Origin of the sequence: Streptomyces sp. NPDC092952, assembly GCF_044754785.1 — a bacterium.
Taxonomy (GTDB): domain Bacteria; phylum Actinomycetota; class Actinomycetes; order Streptomycetales; family Streptomycetaceae; genus Streptomyces.
Genome location: NZ_JBIVPT010000013.1, coordinates 103,933 through 122,844, shown reverse-complemented (window position 1 = coordinate 122,844; position 18,912 = coordinate 103,933). Strand labels below are relative to the sequence as shown.

Genomic DNA, 18,912 nt, shown 5'->3' with positions numbered 1-18,912 from the left:
ATGTCGACCACCGCAGTGCTGCGTTCCGAGTGGATCAAGGTGAGATCGCTCCGGTCCACAGCGGGGTCGTTGATAGCAGTCCTGGCCGTGACGCTCGCCGTCACCTTGCTGGTCTTCCCGACCGTCGGCCAGGCAGAGGCGGACAACGCGGGAGCCGACCCCGTCTTCGGTGCCTTCTACGCGCTGAACTTTGGCCAGCTCGCCGCCATCAGTTTCGGAGCGACCGCGCTGTCCTGCGAATTCTTCAACGGCGCGCTGCGGATATCGCTCGCCGCCGTACCGCACAGAAACCTCTTCTACATCGCGAAGATCGCGGTCGTCGGAGCGGCGGCGGGCGTCGTCGGCCTGGTCACGAGCTTCACCACCTTCCTGGTGGGCCAGCTGTTCATGGGTGAGTACGCGATCGGCCTGGGAGATCCGGGCGCACTTCGGGCAGCGTTCGGGGGAGGGATCTATCTGGCCCTGATGGCACTGTTCGCGGCCGGTCTCACCGCGTTGCTGCGCAGCGCGGTGACCGTCCTCGGCCTACTCATCCCGTTCGTGCTCATCGTGCCGTTCGTCATCGGTGATGTCGCGGCCGGTGCGGCGGACTATCTGCCGGACCGCGCGGGGCAGTTGGTGCTCCACCAGACCTCGCAGGGAAGTCTCGGGCCATGGGGCGGGCTCGCAGTGACGGCGGCGTGGGCACTGGCCGCCGTGCTGGCCGGCTGGTGGGCGGTACGACGCAGGGACGCGTAGCTCCTGTCAACTGTGGTTTCTGCGCTGCCACATGATGCCTGAAGGCATCCCGCGGCCAGGTGCGAGAAGCGGGATCCATGGCGGATCCGGAGCCGGCGGCTGATCCTCAAGGGAAGGGAAGCGGAACACAGGGGATCGCCGACAGGAGCGTCAGGGAGCTTCGGGGGTGAAGGCGGTGCCCTCACCGACGCGGGCGAGGAGACGGCCGTACTCCTCCGCCATTGATTGAACGGTCCAGTGGGCGTTCAGCCCACTGGGGTTGGGCAAGGCCCAGACCCGCGCACCGCCAATCGTGTGGTCCTGCGGACCGATTCGCGCGGTGCGCCTACCGAAGGCTGTGCGGTAGGCCGTGACCCCCACGATCGCCAGCCACTGCGGCCTCAGGCTCTCGACCTTGGCCTGGAGGATCTGCCCGCCCTCCCGGTACTCCTCGGCGGACAGTTCGTCCGCACGAGCAGTGGCCCTGGCGACCACATTGGTGATGCCGAGACCGTAGCGAAGCAGCTCGGTCTGTTCAGCTGGATGCAACTGGTGAGGAGTGAAGCCGGACCGATGGAGAACAGGCCAGAAGCGGTTGCCGGGGTGGGCGAAGTGGTAGCCCGTCGCCCCCGTCATCAGGCTCGGATTGATTCCGCAGAACAGCACACGCAGCCCGCCCGTGACCACGTCGGGAACGGTGCGGTCACGGGCGGCCTGGAGCTCTTCGGGTGTCATCCGGTGGGAAGGCCGAGGCCGTCAGAGGATGGAGCCCGGGGCGTACGCGGCGGCCTCGGGGTGCTGCTTGACGATCTCCTCGATGCGAGAGACCACCGAGCCGACCTGATCACCGGCCGCACCGGTGAAGGAGAGCTTGTCGGCCATCAGCGCGTCGAGCTGTGCCCTGTCCAGAGGGATGCGCTCGTCGGCGGCCAGCTTGTCGAGCAGCTCGTTGCGCTCGGCACCCTGCTCGCGCATGGCCAGGGCCGAGGCGACTGCGTTCTCCTTGATCGCTTCGTGGGCGACCTCGCGGCCGACACCCGCACGCACCGCGCCCATGAGGACCTTGGTCGTGGCAAGGAACGGAAGGTAGCGGTCCAGCTCACGGGCGACGACGGCAGGAAACGCACCGAACTCGTCGAGCACCGTCAGGAACGTCTCCACCAGACCGTCGAAGGCGAAGAAGGCGTCCGGAAGGGCCACCCGGCGGACCACGGAGCAGGACACGTCGCCCTCGTTCCACTGGTCGCCGGCCAGTTCGCCGGTCATCGACGCATAGCCGCGGAGGATCACCATGAGGCCGTTGACGCGCTCGCAGGACCGGGTGTTCATCTTGTGCGGCATCGCCGACGAGCCGACCTGGCCCGGCTTGAAGCCCTCGGTCACCAGCTCGTGTCCGGCCATCAACCGGATCGTCTTGGCGACCGAGGAAGGAGCGGCGGCCAGCTGGACCAGCGCGGTCACCACGTCGTAGTCGAGGGAACGGGGGTAGACCTGGCCGACCGAGGTGAAGGCCTGGGCGAAACCGAGGTGTGCAGCGATGCGCTGTTCCAGGTCGGCGAGCTTTCCGGCGTCACCGCCCAGCAGGTCCAGCATGTCCTGCGCCGTGCCCACGGGGCCCTTGATTCCCCGCAGCGGGTAGCGGGTCAGCAGGTCCTCCAGGCGTCCGTACGCCACCAGGAGCTCGTCGGCGGCGGTCGCGAAGCGCTTGCCGAGCGTGGTCGCCTGAGCGGCGACGTTGTGGGAGCGGCCGGCCATGACCAGTTCGCGGTACTCGCCCGCGAGCTTCCCGAGCCTGGCCAGGACCGCCACCGTACGGTCCCGCATCAGTTCGAGGGAGAGCCGGATCTGGAGCTGCTCGACATTCTCGGTGAGGTCCCGCGAGGTCATGCCCTTGTGGACCTGCTCGTGGCCGGCGAGGGCGTTGAACTCCTCGATCCGGGCCTTGACGTCGTGCCGGGTGACCTTCTCCCGTTCGGCGATCGAGGCGAGATCGACCTGGTCGAGGACCCGCTCGTAATCGGCCAGTGCGGCGTCCGGCACCTCGATCCCGAGGTCCTTCTGAGCGCGCAGTACCGCCAGCCACAGCTGGCGCTCCAGCTTCACCTTCTGCTCGGGGGACCAGAGGACGGCCAGCTCCGTGGAGGCATAGCGGCCGGCCAGGACATTGGGGATGCGAGGCTTCGCAGACACAGCAGTCACGTGTCCGGAGTTTACCCGCCGCCCTCAGGGCTCCTGAGCGCCCACGGACGTTCTTGGTCACCTACCCAACTCGCAAGGCCCAGGTCAGAGGTTCCCGGGCCATCGCCTCGCACCCGTTGCGCGGCACACGCGTAAGGCGCATGACCCCGGTCCGGTGATTCCGGTATGGCCGGGCCCCGAGAAGAAGTTTCTCGATCCAGGGAGCCGAACCGATGCGGGACCGTGATCTGATGACCGAGCCGGGGGCCGAGCCGCGGCCGTACCCGAGGGGTCCGCGATGCCTGCGTCGGCCACGAAGCGGTGGCCGTCCGTTTCGGCCGGTGACGGTGGTGGCACAGCTGGGGCCGGGGACGGGTTCGGGAGTGGTCCAGGTTCGGCCGTCCCGGCTGGTGGTGACCATGATCCGCCGGCTCGCCCAGGCGTGGGCGAGGTGGAGGGAGCCGGTACGTCGCGCTGATCCTTCGTGGCGAGGCCGGGCCGGACACCGGGCAGCCACTCCTGCGGGCGGGGCGTTACGCGGGCGGCGCCGGATCGACCCGGCGCCAGGTCGCGACCGGGCCGGGGGACCGGTCGTTCTCGGGGGTGACCCAGAACGCCCTGCCCAGCTCGGAGCTGTACTGGGCGCCCGTACGCCCGTCCCCGGAGGAGCGGCCGGTCAGCCGGCGTCCGATCCACGGGAGCAGATGCTCACGGGCGAAACGGGCGTCCTCGACCCGCCGGGCGGTCCAAGCGGGCGGCACGGAGGCCGGCAACGGCGTCCGCCAGTCGTTCCGGGGCGGCAGTCCGAGCGTCTGCCAGACCGCCTCGGCCACCCTGTCGTGGCCGTCGGCAGTCAGATGCAGCCGGTCGACGTCCCACAGCCGGGGGTCGCCCAGTACCGGTGCCCCGTACAGGTCGACGACCACCGCCCCGTGCCGGGCCGCCAAGTCGTCGACCAGGGCGAAGAGCTCCTCCATGCGCGGACGGAACCGCTCCATCACCGGGCCGGCGCGCCCCGGGCTCCGCATGAGCACCAGCGTTCCGCACGAGGGCGCGAGCCGTTCCACCGCCTCTTCGAGACGTCCGCGGACCATCCCCATGTCGCATTTGGGGCGCAGCGTGTCGTTGAGCCCGCCGACGAGCGTGACGACATCGGCGCGCATGGCCGCGGCCGCTTCGACCTGCTCGTCGACGATCTGGCCGATCAGCTTGCCGCGCACCGCGAGATTCGCGTAGCGGAACCCCGGTGTGCGGGCGGCGAGCCGTCCGGCGAGTACATCGGCCCACCCGCGGTACGACCCGTCGGGCAACAGGTCCGACATGCCCTCGGTGAACGAGTCGCCGACCGCGACAAGACTGGTGTAGGAGGCATTCGTTTCCATGGCGGAGCGATCGTATCGCGGTGGGCCGGCCCCCTCCGGGGCCCATGGCCGCCCGGTGGACGAGGGGCGCGGCCGGACCCGTGTCCGGCCGCGCCCCGTTCTCCGTCAGCGGGCCCCGCGCCTTCGTCAGTGGGCCTTCGGGCGCCCCACCAGCTCGCGCAGGACATCCTCCATGGTGACCATCCCGGCCGGCCGGCCGTCCTCGTCGAGCACTGCCGCCAGGTGCGTACGGCTGCGCCGCAGCGCGGTCAGGGCGTCGTCGAGCGGGGTGTCCGCCCGGACCCGGGCGATGGGCCGCATCGCGGTCACCGGGAAGGGCACGTCGCGCGGTGCGGCGTCGAGGGCGTCCTTCACATGGAGATAACCGAGTATCCGCCCTTCGCCGTCCATCACGGGGAAGCGGGAGAAGCCGGTCTCGTACGAGAGCCGCTCCAGCTGCTCCGGAGTGGTCCCGATCCTGGCGTACGTGACCCGGTCCACCGGCATCGCCACCTCCCGCACCGGGCGGCTGCCCAGTTCGAGGGCGTGACGCAGCCGCTCGGCCGAGCGGTCGTCGACGAGCCCGGCATCGCCCGCGTCGGTCACCAGCCGGGCCAGTTCGTCGTCGGAGAACGTGGCGGACACCTCGTCCTTCGTCTCGACCCGGAGGAGCTTGAGCAGGGTGTTGGCGAAGGTGTTGATGGTGAAGATCACCGGGCGCAGCGCCCTGGCCAGGGCCACCAGCGGCGGTCCGAGTAGCAGCGCGGCGCGGACCGGCTCGGCGAGCGCGATGTTCTTCGGCACCATCTCACCGAGGAGCATGTGCAGATACGTCGCCACGGTCAGCGCGATCACGAACGAGATCGGATGGATCAGTCCGTCCGGCATGCCCACCGCGTGGAAGACGGGCTCCAGCAGATGAGCGATGGCGGGCTCGGCGACGATACCGAGGACCAGTGTGCAGAGCGTGATGCCGAGCTGCGCCGCCGCGAGCAGCGCCGATACGTGTTCGAGGCCCCAGATCACGCTGCGCGCACGCCGGTTCCCGGCCTCGGCGGCGGGTTCGATCTGGCTGCGGCGTACGGAGATCAGCGCGAACTCCGCCCCGACGAAGAAGGCGTTGACGACCAGGGTCAGCAGCCCGATGAGAAGTTGGACGGCGATCATCGTGCGTCCTCCGTCCGTTCGTCGTCACCGGGGAGCGGTGCGTGCAGCAGGGCGCGCGCGGCACGGCGCCCGGACGCGTCGACCACGTCGATCCGCCAGCCGGCCAGCTCCACCGTGTCTCCCACGGCGGGGATCCGGCCGACCTCGGTGGCGACGAGTCCGGCGAGTGTCTCGTACGGTCCATCCGGCACCCGCAGTCCGATCGTCTTCAGCTGGTCGACGCGGGCGGCGCCGTCGGCCGACCACAGGGGCCGTCCGTCGGTGTCCTCGCCTGCCGGTACCAGGTCCGCGGTCTCGTGCGGATCGTGTTCGTCGCGCACCTCGCCGACGACCTCCTCGACGATGTCCTCCAGCGTCACGACCCCGGCGGTCCCGCCGTACTCGTCGATGACGACGGCCATGGCGAGCTGGCCGGACAGCCGGTCCAGCAGCCGGTCCACGGTGAGGGTCTCCGGCACGAGCAGGGGGGCGCGGAGCATCTCCGAGACACGGGTGCGGGGACGCTGCTCGGCGGGGATCGCGAGCACGTCCTTGATGTGCGCCACTCCGACGACGGTGTCCAGATTGCCGAGGTACACGGGGAAGCGGGAGAGACCCGTCGCCCGGGTCGCGTTCGCGACGTCCTCGGCCGTGGCCTCCGCTTCCAGGGCGGTGACCTGGACCCGGGGCGTCATCACGTTCTCCGCCGTCAGCTCCGAGAGGTTCAGGGTGCGGACGAACAGCTCCGCCGTGTCCGCCTCCAGCGCGCCCTCCTTCGCACTGTGCCGGGCCAGTGCCGCCAGCTCCTGCGGGCTGCGCGCGGAGGCCAGCTCCTCGGCCGGCTCCAGGCCCATGCGGCGCAGGATCCGGTTGGCGGTGTTGTTGAGGTGGCTGATGAAGGGGCGGAAGACCGCGGTGAAGATCCGCTGCGGGGTGGCCACGGCCTTCGCCACGGCGAGCGGGGAGGAGATCGCCCAGTTCTTCGGGACGAGCTCGCCGACGATCATCAGGAACACGGTGGACAGCGCCGTGCCCAGGACGAGCGCGACAGAGGAGGCCACGCCCGGGGAGAGGCCGACCGCCTCCACCGGGCCGCGGATGAGCTTGGCGATGGACGGCTCGGAGAGCATGCCGACCACCAGGTTGGTGACGGTGATGCCGAGCTGTGCGCCGGAGAGTTGGAAGGTGAGGCTGCGTACGGCCTTCATGGCGCCGGCGGCGCCCCGTTCGCCGCGCTCGACGGCCCGTTCCAGCTGGCCCCGCTCGACGGTCGTCAGCGAGAACTCGGCCGCGACGAAGGCGCCGCAGGCCAGGGAGAGCAGTACGGCCACGAGCAGCAGGAGCACTTCGGTCATCGGTTCACCTCCGTCCCATGATCGGGCAGGGGAGGAAGGATCGCTCGGTACCGGTCGTGTCGACTGGGAGGCTCGCCCATGGGCGGACGCTCACACCTTTCGGAAGGATGCGGACAGTGGAACACCCATAGTAAAGGATCGGCAAAGTCGACTGATCGTCTCGGCGGGCCGCCCGGTTCGGAGCCGTCGCGGCCGGTGGTCACCGGCGCGGCGGCAGTGGTCCGGAGGGCGTTCAGTCGGTGAGTGGCTTGACCCAGCGCCGCCAGCGGTCCTCGCGGTGGTAGCCGTTCGCGTCCCACGCGCGATGCGCGCGTTCGTTGGCTTCCAGGACCATGGCGTCGACGCGACGTCCGCCGAGGGCGAGAAAGCGTTGTTCCGCCGCCCGGGTCAGGGCGGTGGCGATGCCCTCGCGGCGGTGGTCGGGGTGTACGGCCAGTCGGTAGGCCGAGCACCGCCAGCCGTCGAAGCCCGCTATGACGGTTCCCACGAGCCGGCCGTCGCGCTCCGCGAGGAGCAGGGCCTCGGGGTCCCGGCCGATGAGCCGGGTCACCCCGTCGTGGTCGTCGCTGATGCTCGTTCCCTCTGCGGCTTCGCGCCAGAAGTCCAGTACGGCGTCGATGTCACCGAGGTCGGCGTGGCGGATGTGGAGATCGCTCATGGGCCGAGCCAAGCAGAGTGGGGATCGGCCGGGCGAGCGTGTTTCGCGCTGTGGACGGTCCGCTGCGGTGCGGACGCGGCGCGGTGGCGTGTGCCGGGGTGTACGGCCGGATCAGTAGGCCGAGTTGACGTTGTCGATGGAGCCGTAGCGGTCGGCGGCGTAGTTGGCGGCAGCGGTGATGTTGGCGACCGGGTCGGTGAGGTCGTGGGCCGTGCCGGCGACGTGGTAGGCGTTGAAGGTCGGCTGGATGACCTGCAGCAGGCCCTTGGACGGGGTGCCGTTCTGGGCGTTGACGTCCCAGCCGTTCTCGGCGTTGGGGTTGCCGCTGGACTCACGCATGATGTTGCGGTGCAGGCCCTCGTAGGTGCCGGGGATGCCCTTGGACTTCATGATGTCCAGGGACTCCTTGATCCAGCCGTCCAGGTTGTTCGCGTAGGCCTTGCCGGTCTGCCCGGCGTCACCGGCGGTGACCGCGGCGGCGGTCTGCTTGACTTCCGCGGCGTGCGCGGAGGAGGGGACCAGGGTGAGGGCGGCGGCCGCGGCGGCGGTGGTGGTGAGGGCGGTGATGGCCAGGTTGCGGATGCGGCCGGTGCTGGTCAGGGTGCGAGCGGTCATGCGGAAGTAACTCCTGTGGGGTGGGACGAGGCCGCCCGGGTGCCGGTGTCGGCGGTGGGGCGGGGCCCGCGGGATGCGGGACGGGGTGGCGGGTCCGGTGGTGTTGCGTCCGGGCCGTTCGTGGCTCCCCGTGATGACAACCATGGTTAGCGGCGGTCCGCCCAGGGGTCAACGATGTGACGTACTACCCCAATACGGAGTAATGTCCGAAATGGTGCATTTAAGGCTGTTTATCTCGCGTGTCTGCGGCTCCGAGGCCTACTATCCGTCTTCGTATGTGATCTGGCCCCTATGGGTGGCATCACATCCTCGGGGCGTTTTCGGGCCCGTCCGGGACGCGATGCGAGGCCGGAGGCGGGGCCGGTGCGAGGGTCGTTCCGGACCCGGTTCCCTGTCCCTCGACCCGTGTACGGGGCACCCGCGGCCTTCTCTTGTCGGTGCTAGCGCCCCGGCGCTAGCGTGGTGGGGTGCCCAAGACTCAGCTGAACGTGAGAGTGGACGAGGCCACCGCCGAGGCCGCGCGGCAGCGCGCGCTGCAGAGGGGGATGAGCGTGAACCGTTATATAGAGGAGCTCGTACGACAGGACGCCGGCGAGGTGGGACACACCTTCGTCGAGGCGGCGGCCGATTTCATGAAGCAGTACGGGTCGGTGTTCGCCGAGGAGTTCGGCCCGGAGCGCGAAGGCAAGCGTTGAACCTGAAGATCGACCTCGCCTGGCTGCTCATGGTGGCCGAGCACAAGACCCCCGGCGATCCGCAGGTCGTCGACTGGGGCGCACTCGTGGCGGCGGTGGCCCGTCACGAGGCCGAGATCTTCGGCAGCCCCGTGTACAGCGACCCGCACTCCCGGGCCGCCTCGCTCCTTCAGCTGCTGCTGCACGTCCCCGCGCTCGAACACTCCAACGCGATGTTCTCCTCGGCCGTCGCCTACGGATATCTCGTGGCCTCCGGGCTCAAGGTCATCACCTCGCCCGAGCAGGTCCGCGACCTGGCCAGGCTGGTGAAGGAGGGCAAGGCCGACGTACGGGCCATCGCCGACGAACTCCGCCAGTGGAGCCTGTGACCCGGACGGGAGCCGCGCGGGCCGTGTGGGCCGCGTCCGCGTGATGCGGACGGCCGGCCCGCACGGCCCCCGCGCGCCGAGGTCAGCGGTCCCCGCCGAGCTCCGCCGTGAGCCAGCCCCGGGCCCGCGCCCGGAAGGCGGCCGGTTCCAGCGCACCCGCACCGGCCGGTACCGCACCCAGCAGTGGGGCGCCCGTCACCACCGGCAGATCCGTCAGATTGCAGCGCGCCGCGAGGTCCGGCTCGGCGGGCATGCTGCCCACCACGACCCCCCGGCACTCCAGCCCCCGGGACCGCAGGGCCTCCGAGGTCAGTGCCGCGGTGTTGAGCGTGCCCAGCCCCGCGGCCACCACGACCAGCACCGGGGCGGCCAGCAGCCGGGCGGCGTCGGCGAGGGTCGAGCCCTCGTCGTCGAACCGGACGAGCAGCCCGCCCGCACCCTCGACCAGGACCAGGTCGTGCTCGGTCGCCAGCTTCCGCGCCGCGTCGGCGACGTCGTCCGGCCGTACCGGCGGGAGTCCGGACCTGCGGGCGGCGGTCGCCGGGGCCAGGGGCTCGGGGAACCGGGCCAGCTCGACCGCCGTGACATGGTCCCCGGCCAGCCGCGCCACCTCGGCGGCATCGCCCGGTTCGCCAGGAGCGAGGCCGGTCTGCGCGGGTTTGAGCACCGCGACACGGCGACCCGCGTTGGCCGCCGCCACGGCCGCCGTCACGATCGTCTTGCCGATCTCGGTGCCCGTACCGGTCACCACCAGGATCGTCATCTCATCCCTCTCGCGCCGCCGCGCACACGGCCCGGCAGATCCGCGCCACGTCCTCGTCGTCCGTCACATACGGCGGCATCGTGTAGACCAGGTCGCGGAACGGCCGCAGCCACACCCCTTCCCGTACCGCGGCCCGGGTCGCGGCCGCCATGTCCACCTCGTGATCCAGCTGTACGACGCCGATCGCGCCCAGCACCCGTACGTCCCGCACCCCGGGCAGTTCGGACGCCGGGGCGAGTCCCTCCCGCAACCCCGCCCCGATGCGCTCCACCTCACGCTCCCAGTCCTGGCCGAGCAGCAGATCGATCGAGGCGCACGCCACCGCGGCGGCGAGCGGATTGCCCATGAACGTCGGGCCGTGCGCGAGCACCGGCACCTTGCCGCGCGAGATGCCCTCCGCCACCCGGGAGGTGCACAGCGTCGCCGCCATCGTCAGATAGCCGCCGGTCAGCGCCTTGCCCACGCACATCACATCGGGCGAGACACCGGCGTGCCCGGCGGCGAACAGCTTTCCGGTCCGGCCGAACCCGGTGGCGATCTCGTCGAACACCAGCAGCACGTCGTTCGCGTCGCACGCCTCGCGCAGCACCCGCAGATATGCGGGGGAGTGGAAACGCATTCCGCCCGCGCCCTGCACCACCGGCTCCACGATCACCGCCGCCAACTCCTCGGCATGCCCGGCGATCAGTTCCCGCAGCTGCCGTACGTAGGCGGCGTCCGGCTCCGCGTCGAAGCCGGCCGGCGGCTCGTCGGCGAAGACCTGACGGGGCAGGACACCCGACCACAGCTCGTGCATCCCGCCTTCGGGGTCGCACACCGACATCGGCTGCCAGGTGTCCCCGTGATAGCCGCCGCGCCAGGTCAGCAGCCGTTGCTTGGCGGGCCGCCCGGCCGAACGCCAGTACTGCAGACACATCTTGACCGCGACCTCGACCGCGACCGACCCCGAGTCGGAGAGGAAGACGTGCCGCAGCGGCTCCGGGGTGATCCCGACCAGCCGGGAGGCCAGCCGCACGGCGGGCTCATGGGTGAGCCCGCCGAACATCACATGGCTCATCCGGCCCAACTGCCCGCGGGCCGCCTCGTTGAGGACCGGATGGTTGTAGCCGTGCACCGCGGACCACCAGGAGGACATGCCGTCCACCAACTCGGCCTGTCCGTGGGAAGGTTCGGCCAGTCTGAGCCGTACCCCGGACGCGGACGCCACGACCAGCGGATCCTGACGCCCCGGCATCGGGCCGTACGGATGCCAGACATGGGCCCGGTCCAGGGACCTCAGCTCGGCCGTGGAGAGCGGCTCAGGCATTGGGGGCGAGATCCGTCCCCGCGCCGCGGCGGCGGACCGCCACCAGGTCGGTGCGCGCGGCCGGCGCCTCGGCGGGAGCGGCCGGATCCGCCTCGGGCGTCCCCTCGCAGGGCGTGCATCCGCCGTCGTGCGAGCCGCATCCGCCCTGCTCAGACCGGTGCGCGGGCAGCGTCGTCGTGCCCGCGCCCTCCACCTCGAAACCGGCGTCCGCGATCATGTCCAGATCCGTCTGGCCCGCCTGGCCCTCGCTGGTCAGGTAGTCGCCCAGGAAGATCGAGTTCACCAGGTGCAGGGCCAGCGGCTGCATCGAGCGCAGATGCACCTCGCGCCCGCCGGAGAGCCGTACCTCCACGTCCGGGCAGACGAACCGGACCATGGCCAGGATGCGCAGGCAGTGCTGCGGGGTGAGGTTCCACTCCTTGGCCAGCGGAGTTCCCTCGAACGGGATCAGGAAGTTCACCGGCACCGAGTCCGGGTCCAGTTCGCGTAGCGAGAAGACGACGTCCACCAGGTCGGCGTCGCTCTCGCCCATGCCCGCGATCAGTCCCGAACACGCCGAGAGCCCGGCGGACTGGGCCTGACGCACCGTCGCCACCCGGTCCGCGTAGGTGTGGGTGGTGGTGATGTCCCCGTACGTCGCCTCGGACGTGTTGAGGTTGTGGTTGTACGCGTCGGCGCCGGCCGACCGCAGCCGATCGGCCTGGCCGTCGGAGAGCAGACCGAGGCAGGCGCACACCTCGACGCCCTCGTTCTGCTCCTTGATCGCCTCGATGGTCTCCGACACCCGGTCGACGTCGCGGTCCGTGGGGCCGCGGCCGCTCGCCACCAGACACACCCGCTTGGCCCCGCCCGCCACTCCGGCCGCGGCGACCTTCGACGCCTCGTCCGGCTTCAGCCAGGTGTACTTGAGGATCCCGGCCTTGGAGCCGAGCCGCTGCGAGCAGTACGAGCAGTCCTCGGGGCACAGCCCCGACTTGAGGTTGACCAGGTAGTTGAGTTTCACGCGCCGCCCGAACCACTGACGGCGCACCTTCCCGGCCGCGGCCACCACTTCGAGCAGATCGTCGTCCGGGGTCGCCAGTACGGCGAGGGCTTCTTCACGGGTCGGCAGCTCGCGCCGCAGGCCCTTGTCCACCAGTGTGGTCAGGAGGTCCATGGCGAAGATCCTGTCCTACCGGCGTCCCGCAGCCAAGGAGGAACCGGACAACAGTGCCTGTCGAGGGTGTGTGTATTGCCACACCATGACCGGCGGTTTCCACGGTTAGGGTCTGTGAGCTGCCTACAAAAGGGACCGCTCATGCCCTTCGACCCGTTCGGCTGGATCGACGCCGAGGCACGCCGTCGTGCCGATGCCGGACTCGTCCGTGTCCTCCGCCCCCGGCCCGCCGACTCCGGGCTCCTGGACCTCGCGAGCAACGACTACCTGGGGCTGGCCAGACACCCCGACGTCACTGCGGCCGCGGCCGCCGCCGCACACGAATGGGGCGCGGGAGCGACCGGTTCACGGCTGGTCACCGGCTCCACCGCGCTCCACGCCGAACTCGAACGGGAGCTGGCCGAGTTCTGCGGCTTCGAGGCGGCCCTGGTGCTGTCGTCCGGCTACGCGGCCAACCTCGCCGCCGTCACGGCGCTCACCGGACACGGCTCGCTGATCGTCTCCGACGCGGGCAACCACGCCTCGATCGTGGACGGCTGCCGGCTCTCCCGCGCCCGGACCGCCGTCGTCCCGCACGCCGACCCCGAGGCCGTACGCAAGGCCCTGCGGACACGGGACGGGCGGGCGCTCGCCGTCACGGACTCGGTCTTCTCGGTCGACGGCGACGCGGCCCCGCTGTCCGAACTGGCCGAGGTCTGCCGTGCGGAGGACGCCGCGCTGCTCGTCGACGACGCACACGGCCTGGGCGTGCTCGGGCCGGGCGGCCGGGGTGCGCCGGCCGCCGCCTCGCTCGCGGGCACCGCCGGGACCGTCGCCACCCTGACCCTCTCCAAGTCCCTGGGCAGCCAGGGCGGAGCCGTCCTCGGACCGGCCCGCGTCATCGAACACCTCGTCAACACGGGCCGGACGTTCATCTTCGACACCGGTCTCGCCCCGGCCGCGGCGGGCGCCGCCCTGGCGAGCCTGCGGTTGCTGCGCCGCGACCCGGAACGGGCCGGCCGGGCCCGCGCCGTGGCCGCCACGCTCCACGAACGGCTGACCGGGGCCGGGCTGACCGCCGCACGCCCCGACGCGGCCGTGGTGTCGGTGCGCGCCCCCTCCGCGGACGCGGCGGTGCGCTGGGCGGCCGACTGCCGCGCCGCCGGGGTCGCCGTCGGCTGCTTCCGGCCCCCGTCGGTGCCGGACGGGGTGTCCCGGCTCCGGCTGACCGCGCGCGCCGACCTGACCGAGGAGGAGATCACCACCGCCGTGTCGACCGTCCTGCGCACCGCGCCCGCGGGCTGACCGCACCCGCCCCCGTACGTGTCCGGCGGCCGCTCCGCGACGGCGGGCCGCACGGCCCGGTGAGGACCGCGCGGCCTCCCTCCCTCTCCTCCGCCGGCCGGACGGGCCGGTGTCGATCAGGGAGGGGGCCGCGTCGGACGGTCTGGCGCCGAACGTGATGCACGGCCGCGGCCGCGGGGCGGGCCGGCCGGGCTCAGCCGACCCGGCCGTAGTAGACGCTCCTGCTCCAGATCTTCTCCAGCCTCACCACGGCACCGGCCTTCGGGGAGTGCCAGATCCGGTTCTCCCCGGCGTAGATCCCGACGTGGTAGACGCTGCGGCCGGAGTGGAAGAAGACCAGGTCGCCGCGGCGCCGGTCCGAGGCCGGGACGTGCTTGGCCCGGTTGTACTGCTGCTGGGCCGTGCGGGGGAGCTTCCTGCCCGCCTTCTTGAACGCGTAGAGCGTCAGGCCCGAGCAGTCGAAGCGGTGGGGGCCCGCGGCGCCCCAGCGGTACGGTGAGCCCTTCTTCGACGCCGCGATGTCGAGCGCCTTCATCGAGACGGTCGCGGCCTGGGCCTCCGTCTGGGCGCCCGGCGCGAGCATGGTGCCGCCGACGGCGGCGAGAGTGAGGACCGAGGCCGTTCCGGCCCGGGCGAGCAAGGACGGGACATGAACCTGCGCAGACATGCGCAACCCTTCGTCAGCCGCCTGTGAAGGATGACCTGTCGGGTTCGGGCCTGCGAAGTCGCCCGGCCGCGTGGTGCGGCTTCACCCCGAGGGTCGTCCGGTGTGCCCGGGCCGACCCGTTGTGCTCGGGTCCTCCACTCCTGCCGATCCACTTTCGTCGACCAGACATCCGGACGGCGGCAGGACTCGGCGTCCACCCGGACCGCCCCGCCGCGGTGGCGGGGGCTTGTCGTCCCAGGGATCTTGACCCACGGGCCGGGGGATTTCCGAGCTGAAAAACTGATATGTGAGGCTCCTCACGGCTGATCCATTCGGGTGGACATGAACCCTTCCGGACTGTTGCCGGATGACCGGGCCGGCGCGGTACCAGCGGCGGAAGCGCTGATTCCAGCTGTGGTCCGCGCGAAACGCGCAAGTCGAGCGGTCTCTTGCGCAGGGGGCTTCCTACGCCGAACGGGCGAGGAAATCCGATCACCGTGTCGGGTGTGTCGCCCGCCTGGACGGGGCGCGGGCCGTGGGCGGTGCGGCGGGCCGCGCCGCCCACGGCGGAGCGTACGCTCCGGTCAACTGGTGGGAGCCGGTGGCACGGTGACGCGCCCGGCGCGGCGCTCGCCGTCCAGGACGCGCAGCGCCCGGGCGAGCGTCGTGGTGTGGATGTGTGCCTCCCCGCGCTCGTGCATCAGTGTCAGGGCGTCCCGCAGTGCGACCGCGTGCGAGGCCAGTGCCTGTGCGGCGCGCAGTGCGCCGTAGGTGTCGTTGCCCCGGGCCGGGTTGATCCGGCCGATCTGGTCGACGACGTCGAGGTAGCGGTCGATGAACTCCCCCTCGGCCCGGGTCAGTGCGGGAAGCGGCTGGGGCTCCGGCGGTCGCATCGGGTGGTCACCGCGCGCCGTGCGGTGCACGGACGGCGTTCCGGTTCTCCAGGACGTGGTCCACCAGGCCGTACGCCCGGGCCCCGGCCGCGTCGAGGATCAGATCGCGCTCGATGTCCTCGGCGATGCGCCCGGCGTCCTGCCCGGTGTGCCGGGCCAGCAGTTCGACGAGGAGCGCGTGGAGCCGTTCCATCTCCCGCGCCTCGATGGCCAGGTCGGACGGCTGGCCCCGCATCGGCTCGGGAAGTTCGGGCTGGCGCACGAGCACCCGGGCGCCGGGCAGCGCGTGCCGGTGGCCGGGCGTCCCGGCGGCGAGCAGTACGGAGGCGCAGGGGCCGGCCTGGCCGAGGCAGAAGGTCTCCACCTCGCAGTTCACGTACCGCATCGTGTCGTAGATCGCGGACATGGCCTCGAACGAGCCGCCGGGGGAGTTGATGTAGAGCGAGAGGGGCTGGTCGGGGGCCGCGTGCTCCAGATACATGAACTGCGCGATCAGGTCCGAGGCGGCGGCGTCGTCGACCGGGGTGCCGAGGAAGACGATCCGCTCGGCGAGCAGTTTGGAGTACGGATCGAAGGTGCGGACGCCGTCGGCCGTGCGCTCGGTGAACTCGGGCAGTACATGGCGGGCTGCGGGGCGGAACGGCATGGCGACGCCTCTCTTCCGGAACGGTACGGGCCAAGCCCTGGGCGGGCTTCCGTAGAAAATGTACAGGACGTACAGAAAGAGGGAAGTGTTTCGGGCCATCGACCTGGCCCGTCGGCCGGTTCCACGAGGCGGCCGAGGCATGCGGGAACGCCGTGAACCCGCCGAATGGGCAGGCGCGGAGGGGCGATCCGGCCGTTGCGTGGGCTTCCGGACCTGGCCGGAAATCCCGGACGAGGGGCGTTGACCGGCCGGGACTGCTGGTCAACACCCCTGGTGCCTCAAGGGGTGTGCGGTCGGGCTGCCGGGGCTGTCGCTATGGCCGCCCGCCAGTCGCTTCCGGCGGCGATGACCGTGCACCAGAGGCGCAGTGCCGTGGGCGGCATGCCGAAGGACAGGGCGCCGGTGAGCCGGTGGCCGGTGCGACGGGCGACGAGGAGCCGCCCTTGGGCCGGGTCGCCCTCGACGACGCGTGCTTCGTGGTGGCCGGGGAGCCGGCCGTACGCCTGGATCCTGACCCCGCGCTGGTCGGACCAGAAGTACGGGGCGGGCGGATTGGGGGTGGAGCAGGTTGCGGGCGGCGGCCATGCCCTGCTCGGCGGCGTTGGTCCGGTGCTCGCCGCGCATGTCGGCGCCGAACAGGGGGTTGTGCCGGCGGGCCACGTCCCCGGCGGCCCGGATGCCGGGGACGGCGGCGAGGTGCTGGTCGCAGACCACCCCGTCGGCCAGGCGCAGGCCGCTGCCGTCGAGCTAGCCGGTGTCGGGTGCGGAGCCGATGGCGACGAGCACGTCGTCGGCCGGGACCAGGGCCCCGTCGCACAGCCGGGCGGCGGTGAGCCGGCCGCCCGGGGCCACGATTCCGGCGACACCGGTGCCGGAACGCAGATCCACCCCGTGCGCGCGGTGCACGTGGGCGAGGTGTTCACCGGCCCGGTGCCCGAGGACGTGGGCGAGCGGAACGGGCGCCGCCTCGACGAGGGTGACGGCGGCCCCCGGATCGCGGGCCGAGGACGCCACTTCGGAGCCCAGGAACCCGGCGCCGACGACCAGCCGGCGGCCCGCGCCGAGGCGCTCGCGCAGGGCGACGGCGTCGTCCAGGGTGCGCAGTGCATGGACGCCCGGTACGGGCGGCCGGGAGGACGGCGCGGGGCCGGACGCCGGTGGCGGCGATCAGGCCGTCGTGGCCGCAGGTGGTTCCGTCGTCCGGTGCCACCGTGCGGGTTCCGGGGGCCTCCAGGCCGGCGACGGGCGCAGGGCCGTCCGTTCGGCGGACCAGGTACGCGAGAGGATCTGACTGGACGGCGGCGGTCGGTCGCAGGGGAGGTGGTGCTCCCGGCCGACCGGGGCGAGCGCCCCGTCGAAGCCTTCCCGGCGCGGGGCCTCGGCGGCCGACAGACCGGCCGCCGAGGCGCCGACGAAGACGATCCGGCGCGGAGGGCCGACGGTCACGCCCGGACCAGGCGGATCGCCGCCGCCGGGCAGATGGCGGCCGACTCCCTGACGTCGTCGTGGTGGGCGGGGTCGGGGGTGTCGGTGAGCAGTTCGACGATGCCGTCGTCGTCCTGGTCGAAGACATCGGGGGCCAGCAGGACGCACTGACCGGAGGCGACACACTTGGGCCGGTCCACTTCCACACGCATCGGCTTCTCGTTTCCGTTCGGGGGAGAGTGACGGTTCACCAGGTGACGGGCAGCGCGTAGACGCCGTAGACGATGCCGTCGTGCTTGAAGTCCAGCCGGTCGATGCCGGTGGCCGCCCGGAGCGTGGGAATGCGCCGGTAGAGCGTGCTGTACACGCACTGCAACTCGACGCGGGCCAGCGGCTGCCCCAGGCACTGGTGCACGCCGAACCCGAAGGCGACGTGGCGGCGGGCGTCGCGGGTGATGTCGAGACGGTCCGGGTCGGGGAAGGCGTCGGGGTCGCGGTTGGCGATGTCGTTGGCGAAGACGATGCCCTCGCCGGCGCGGATGGTGAGGCCGTCCACCTCGATGTCCGCCAGCGCCACCCTGCGGCGGCCGGAGTGGGTGATGTTCAGGTAGCGCAGCAGCTCCTCGACCGCCGCGGAGACCACCGCGGGGTCCTCCGACTCGCGCAGCAGGGCGAGTTGGTCCGGGTTCTCCAGGAGGGCCAGGGTACCCAGCGCGATCATGTTGGCCGTCGTCTCGTGCCCCGCGCCCAGCAGCAGGACGCCCGTCCGCGCGGCCTCGCGCCGTGTCATCTCGCCGGTGGCCACGCGCTTGACGGCGAGTTCGGACAGGAGGTCGTCGCCGGGCTCCGCGCCCTTGGCGGCCAGGAGGCCGTCGAGGTAGTCGGTGAGCTCCCCGGTCGCCTCCCGCACCTCATCGGGCGTCGACGTACGCCGGACGACGACCCGGGTGCAGCGCTGGAAGAAGTCGTGCTTCTCGTACGGGACGCCCAGCAGCTCGCAGATGACCAGGCTGGGGACCGGGAGCGCGAACGCCTCGACCAGGTCGACGGGTCTGGGCCCGGCGAGCATCTCGTCGATCAGGCCGTCGACGATCCGCTGGATCGCCGGCCGCAGCGCGTTCATCCGCCGGACCGCGAAGGGGGCGGTCACCATGCGGCGCAGCCGGGCGTGTTCGGGATCGTCCATGTTGATGAACGTGGGGTCCCGCTGGTCCCGCTCCCTCATCCCGGCGTTGCGGTGCGGGAAGCCCGGGAGCGCCGGGTCGGAGCTGACACGCGGATCGCCGAGCAGCGTACGCAGATGATCGTGCCGGGTGATCAGCCAGGGGCTGCTGCCGTCCCAGATCCGGACCCGGGTGACGGGGCTGTCGGCCTGGAGCGAGCGCAGCGCGGGCGGCGGGTCGAAGGGGCAGCCGGTCGCCCGGGGGCTGGGGTGTTCGGGAAGTCGGACCGTCGTGTCCGCGGTCTCGGTCATGCGTACCTCCTTGGGGAAGAGGAATCACGTGACTCATTTCTCACAGCATTAGTAGCCTGACGCAACTAAATCACTGAGGGTGATCGGCTGTTGTGTTCTCTTTCGGCCATCACCCATGCCCGCGGCAGGGCGGCCACCCGCCCGGTGCCGACCGGGGCGCCGCGCGCGGTGACGGATCCCGGACCCCTCCCCGGCCGCACGGCCGCCCACCCGCCAAATGTGACCG

The 18,912-nt window shown here is 71.6% G+C and carries 22 protein-coding genes and 1 riboswitch; of the genes, 4 read left to right on the top strand and 18 right to left on the bottom strand.

Translation table 11 applies throughout. The features are described 5' to 3' along the window. Complete coding sequence (locus ACIQGQ_RS26915) at positions 1 to 738, top strand: ABC transporter permease (protein ID WP_402399980.1); 738 nt, start codon at positions 1 to 3, stop codon at positions 736 to 738. Positions 739 to 888: 150 nt separating this feature from the next. Here ACIQGQ_RS26915 and mug read toward each other — a convergent pair whose 3' ends face one another. The 7 genes from mug to ACIQGQ_RS26880 form a co-directional block, all read right to left on the bottom strand. After that, a complete protein-coding gene (gene mug, locus ACIQGQ_RS26910) occupies positions 889 to 1,452 on the bottom strand; it encodes a G/U mismatch-specific DNA glycosylase (protein WP_402399977.1) in 564 nt (187 codons plus the stop codon). A gap of 21 nt (positions 1,453 to 1,473) precedes the next feature. After that, positions 1,474 to 2,916, bottom strand: a complete 1,443-nt coding sequence (gene purB, locus ACIQGQ_RS26905) for an adenylosuccinate lyase (RefSeq protein WP_366299601.1) — start codon at positions 2,914 to 2,916, stop codon at positions 1,474 to 1,476. Between the two features lie 512 nt (positions 2,917 to 3,428). Beyond that, entirely contained in the window at positions 3,429 to 4,277 is an 849-nt protein-coding gene (locus ACIQGQ_RS26900; RefSeq protein WP_402399974.1) for an SGNH/GDSL hydrolase family protein, read from the bottom strand. Positions 4,278 to 4,403: 126 nt separating this feature from the next. Next, a complete protein-coding gene (locus ACIQGQ_RS26895; protein WP_402399971.1) occupies positions 4,404 to 5,423 on the bottom strand; it encodes a hemolysin family protein in 1,020 nt (339 codons plus the stop codon). Further along, the gene (locus ACIQGQ_RS26890; protein ID WP_402399969.1) at positions 5,420 to 6,757 is read right to left on the bottom strand and encodes a hemolysin family protein; all 1,338 of its coding nucleotides are present in this window, start codon (positions 6,755 to 6,757) and stop codon (positions 5,420 to 5,422) included. The genes ACIQGQ_RS26895 and ACIQGQ_RS26890 overlap by 4 nt, the downstream gene beginning before the upstream one ends. A gap of 232 nt (positions 6,758 to 6,989) precedes the next feature. After that, complete coding sequence (locus tag ACIQGQ_RS26885; protein WP_402399967.1) at positions 6,990 to 7,415, bottom strand: GNAT family N-acetyltransferase; 426 nt, start codon at positions 7,413 to 7,415, stop codon at positions 6,990 to 6,992. Positions 7,416 to 7,526: 111 nt separating this feature from the next. Continuing rightward, complete coding sequence (locus ACIQGQ_RS26880; protein WP_402399964.1) at positions 7,527 to 8,030, bottom strand: transglycosylase SLT domain-containing protein; 504 nt, start codon at positions 8,028 to 8,030, stop codon at positions 7,527 to 7,529. 467 nt (positions 8,031 to 8,497) lie between these two features. On the opposite strand from ACIQGQ_RS26880, the gene ACIQGQ_RS26875 reads away from it, so the two are divergent. Together ACIQGQ_RS26875 and ACIQGQ_RS26870 are read left to right on the top strand one after the other, a co-directional pair. After that, the gene (locus ACIQGQ_RS26875; RefSeq protein WP_352274336.1) at positions 8,498 to 8,725 is read left to right on the top strand and encodes an antitoxin; all 228 of its coding nucleotides are present in this window, start codon (positions 8,498 to 8,500) and stop codon (positions 8,723 to 8,725) included. Next, positions 8,722 to 9,093, top strand: coding sequence for a fic family toxin-antitoxin system, toxin component (locus ACIQGQ_RS26870; RefSeq protein WP_352274337.1), 372 nt, complete (start codon positions 8,722 to 8,724; stop codon positions 9,091 to 9,093). The genes ACIQGQ_RS26875 and ACIQGQ_RS26870 overlap by 4 nt, the downstream gene beginning before the upstream one ends. Positions 9,094 to 9,175: 82 nt before the next feature. Here the strand turns inward: ACIQGQ_RS26870 and bioD are convergent, their stop codons facing one another. The 3 genes from bioD to bioB are packed head-to-tail and all read right to left on the bottom strand — an operon-like array spanning position 9,176 to position 12,318. After that, positions 9,176 to 9,856, bottom strand: coding sequence for a dethiobiotin synthase (gene bioD / locus ACIQGQ_RS26865; RefSeq protein WP_402399962.1), 681 nt, complete (start codon positions 9,854 to 9,856; stop codon positions 9,176 to 9,178). 1 nt (position 9,857) lies between these two features. Continuing rightward, entirely contained in the window at positions 9,858 to 11,162 is a 1,305-nt protein-coding gene (locus tag ACIQGQ_RS26860; RefSeq protein WP_402399959.1) for an adenosylmethionine--8-amino-7-oxononanoate transaminase, read from the bottom strand. After that, positions 11,155 to 12,318 (bottom strand): biotin synthase BioB, encoded by a 1,164-nt coding sequence (bioB, locus tag ACIQGQ_RS26855; protein ID WP_402399956.1) that lies wholly within the window; start codon positions 12,316 to 12,318, stop codon positions 11,155 to 11,157. Before bioB ends, ACIQGQ_RS26860 begins: the two co-directional genes overlap by 8 nt. Positions 12,319 to 12,459: 141 nt before the next feature. Here bioB and ACIQGQ_RS26850 point away from each other — a divergent pair, with 141 nt between their 5' ends. After that, positions 12,460 to 13,602 carry an 8-amino-7-oxononanoate synthase gene (locus ACIQGQ_RS26850; protein ID WP_402399953.1) on the top strand — a complete coding sequence of 381 codons (1,143 nt, stop codon included), beginning with the start codon at positions 12,460 to 12,462 and terminating at the stop codon, positions 13,600 to 13,602. A 193-nt stretch (positions 13,603 to 13,795) separates the two neighbouring features. On the opposite strand, the gene ACIQGQ_RS26845 is transcribed toward ACIQGQ_RS26850, so the two are convergent. The 8 genes from ACIQGQ_RS26845 to ACIQGQ_RS26810 form a co-directional block, all read right to left on the bottom strand. Further along, positions 13,796 to 14,269, bottom strand: a complete 474-nt coding sequence (locus ACIQGQ_RS26845) for a C40 family peptidase (protein ID WP_402399950.1) — start codon at positions 14,267 to 14,269, stop codon at positions 13,796 to 13,798. A 3-nt stretch (positions 14,270 to 14,272) separates the two neighbouring features. Next, a riboswitch (cyclic di-AMP (ydaO/yuaA leader) is annotated at positions 14,273 to 14,439 on the bottom strand. A gap of 393 nt (positions 14,440 to 14,832) precedes the next feature. Beyond that, positions 14,833 to 15,141, bottom strand: coding sequence for a hypothetical protein (locus ACIQGQ_RS26840; protein WP_402399947.1), 309 nt, complete (start codon positions 15,139 to 15,141; stop codon positions 14,833 to 14,835). A gap of 7 nt (positions 15,142 to 15,148) precedes the next feature. Continuing rightward, positions 15,149 to 15,787, bottom strand: a complete 639-nt coding sequence (locus ACIQGQ_RS26835; protein WP_402399945.1) for an ATP-dependent Clp protease proteolytic subunit — start codon at positions 15,785 to 15,787, stop codon at positions 15,149 to 15,151. Positions 15,788 to 16,065: 278 nt separating this feature from the next. Then, a complete protein-coding gene (locus ACIQGQ_RS26830) occupies positions 16,066 to 16,653 on the bottom strand; it encodes an oxidoreductase C-terminal domain-containing protein (RefSeq protein ID WP_402399942.1) in 588 nt (195 codons plus the stop codon). Next, a complete protein-coding gene (locus ACIQGQ_RS26825) occupies positions 16,535 to 16,882 on the bottom strand; it encodes an FAD-dependent oxidoreductase (RefSeq protein WP_402400194.1) in 348 nt (115 codons plus the stop codon). The genes ACIQGQ_RS26830 and ACIQGQ_RS26825 overlap by 119 nt, the downstream gene beginning before the upstream one ends. Before the next feature lie 72 nt (positions 16,883 to 16,954). Then, a complete protein-coding gene (locus tag ACIQGQ_RS26820; RefSeq protein ID WP_402399939.1) occupies positions 16,955 to 17,233 on the bottom strand; it encodes a hypothetical protein in 279 nt (92 codons plus the stop codon). Next, positions 17,230 to 17,424 (bottom strand): ferredoxin, encoded by a 195-nt coding sequence (locus ACIQGQ_RS26815; RefSeq protein ID WP_402399936.1) that lies wholly within the window; start codon positions 17,422 to 17,424, stop codon positions 17,230 to 17,232. The genes ACIQGQ_RS26820 and ACIQGQ_RS26815 overlap by 4 nt, the downstream gene beginning before the upstream one ends. Before the next feature lie 35 nt (positions 17,425 to 17,459). Beyond that, entirely contained in the window at positions 17,460 to 18,686 is a 1,227-nt protein-coding gene (locus ACIQGQ_RS26810; protein ID WP_402399933.1) for a cytochrome P450, read from the bottom strand. Positions 18,687 to 18,912 lie beyond the last annotated feature (226 nt).